Source organism: uncultured Methanofollis sp., assembly GCF_937919355.1.
Taxonomy (GTDB): domain Archaea; phylum Halobacteriota; class Methanomicrobia; order Methanomicrobiales; family Methanofollaceae; genus Methanofollis.
This window is the reverse complement of record NZ_CALFSA010000047.1, coordinates 1-2170: the sequence shown is the minus strand read 5'-3', so window position 1 is coordinate 2170 and position 2170 is coordinate 1. Positions and strand designations below refer to the sequence as shown.

General features: G+C 52.0%; 1 protein-coding gene. It reads right to left on the bottom strand.

Annotation, left to right across the window (positions count from 1 at the left end; genetic code table 11):
* Positions 1–135: 135 nt before the first annotated feature.
* Positions 136–1506, bottom strand: a complete 1371-nt coding sequence (locus Q0520_RS02380) for an MATE family efflux transporter (protein ID WP_298666070.1) — start codon at positions 1504–1506, stop codon at positions 136–138.
* Between the last annotated feature and the right edge of the window lie 664 nt (positions 1507–2170).

The window sequence follows — 2170 nt, the reverse complement described above, 5'->3', positions numbered from 1 at the left end:
GGCATGAAGCCTCTCGATCACCGCTCTCTGTCCTCCTCTCCCCGCAGGTTGCACATTTCGTTGAAGATGAAATACTAATTTTGCATATTTTAGTAGTTCGTTAGTATTTCTGGGTGGGGGAGGAAAGGGCGGAGGTCAGGGAGATACACCTGTCCGTGTCGAACCGCCCTCGTTCGCGGGAAATACTCGCGTGATCGCCCTCCTTACCCCGATATAGGCCAGCACCGGATCGGCGAGGAAGGAGATCGTATAGAACATCATCACGCTCGTAAAGGTGGCCGGAATAAAGCCCAATTTTACCAGGGCCACATAGGGCAGGATCATGCCGATGTTCACGAAGCAGGCGATATAGAAGATGTAGCGTGTCTGGCCCGTCCCGTAAAACACGCTTCTCAGGACCGTGCCGATTCCAAAGCCGATATAGGGGATGATCAGCCACCAGAATGTTTCGGTGGAGTATTTCACCATCTCGGGGTTCGGATTGAAGAAGGCAGAGATGTTTTCCCAGTACAGAACCCCGATCAGTGCGATCGCGACCATGATCGCGATCACGAGGATCATCGACGTGATCACGACGTTCTTGGCCTCACGGTACTTTTTCTCGCCGAAGTAGTTCCCGACGACGACGCTCGTCCCCTCCCCGAGTGCGAGGACCGGGATGAGGAGCGTCCACATTACCCACATGGCGAGCCCGTAGCCGCCGAACTCGTTGGTGCCGATGACGTTCAGCACGAGGAGCAGGCCCATGTACCCCACGTTGCGCACGAGGGAGTCGAGACCGGTCCACCCTCCGATTTTGAACAGCGGGACGACATTTTCCTTCCACGTTGTCGAGGCGATGGTCACCCAGTCCAGATGAAGCAGGTGAAGGGTATAGAGGAGCGATATCACCATCAGGGCGATCTTCGATATCACGTACCCGATTGCCACGCCCTGTATGCCGAGGTGGAGCGAGAGGGAGGTGTTCGAGATGAGGAAGAGGTCGAGGATCATGTTGAGGATGACCGAGACGAGGACAAGGTAGAGCGCCTCCCTGCCCTTCTGCATGGACTTGATGGCGATGAGGAAGAGGTAGGCCACGGCCTCGAATGGGAGGGCGACCGACTTCAACACAAGATATTGTGTGGTCATCCGGACGATCTCGATGGGTGTCCCGATCGTCGACACGAACTCCGATGTGAAGAGGAGGACGATCGAGGTGACGATCAGGGCAAAGGTCACATGCAGGATCAGCCCTGCTTTTAAGATGGAGATGACTCTTTCACGGTCGTGATAGTTCTGTGCGATCAGAGCCAGTATCCCGAATGGTATCGCTTCGTTGACAATTTCGATCGTCACGGCGATGAACTCGTATTGCTCCGTGATTGCCAGGGCGTCAAAACTGATCTGGCCGATCCAGTAGACATTGGTGAGTTCGTAGAGCCTGGGAATGAGCATGGCGAGGATCAAAAAGCCGATGAAGTGCCATGGATAGGCGCGTGTGATGGTCTCCCACTGATTTTTCATTGATTGGTAAATTGACACGATAAATCACCAGAATGTGTAATGGGCATACATTGTGGAATTATTTGACGAAAAATGGTTTTATTTTATTCTGATTTGTTATCGGATATTTAATCGGGGAGAGAATCATCTTTTATACGAGATCTATCGAAGAAAAAGAGATCTTCAAGAACATCGCCCGGAGAGGGAGAGGATCAGATGTCCCTGAGGGATGATCGTGTGATCGGATCCGGCATGGATTTCGTCTCCGATATTTTGAGAATTGATCCCTGGGGGTACGGGAGGGGCGATTTCGTTCCCGGTAATCGGGATACTTATAGTCCTGTTCGTTGGGATAGGTGTGAATGGTGATGAAGACGGCATCGAAGGTGCTGTTCAGCGATTGGAACCGTGCGGTATAGGATCGTGTTTGTTCACCTTTGTCCCGAAGACCTAAAGATTGAAGGCTCTGATCCTGAGAGCATCGTTGATTGCGTTTCAGGGAAACGCGTTGACTAGGGGGGTTATGGTGTCCAGTGCAGGTGGGCTAGAGGTGCTGCCGAAAAGTTCTCCTGGTTGATGTCGAGTCGAAAACGGAGATGCTGCACCCTGCAGTTACTCTGAAAGGTGCTGGGGTTTATCGGGTGGTTTGTAGAATAATTCATCTATTCTTGGGATTATCCTTTTT

Coding starts and splice junctions, on each gene's coding strand:
- Q0520_RS02380 (WP_298666070.1), bottom strand. CDS start 1,506: ATGAAAAATCAGTGGGAGACCATCACACGCGCCTATCCATGGCACTTC.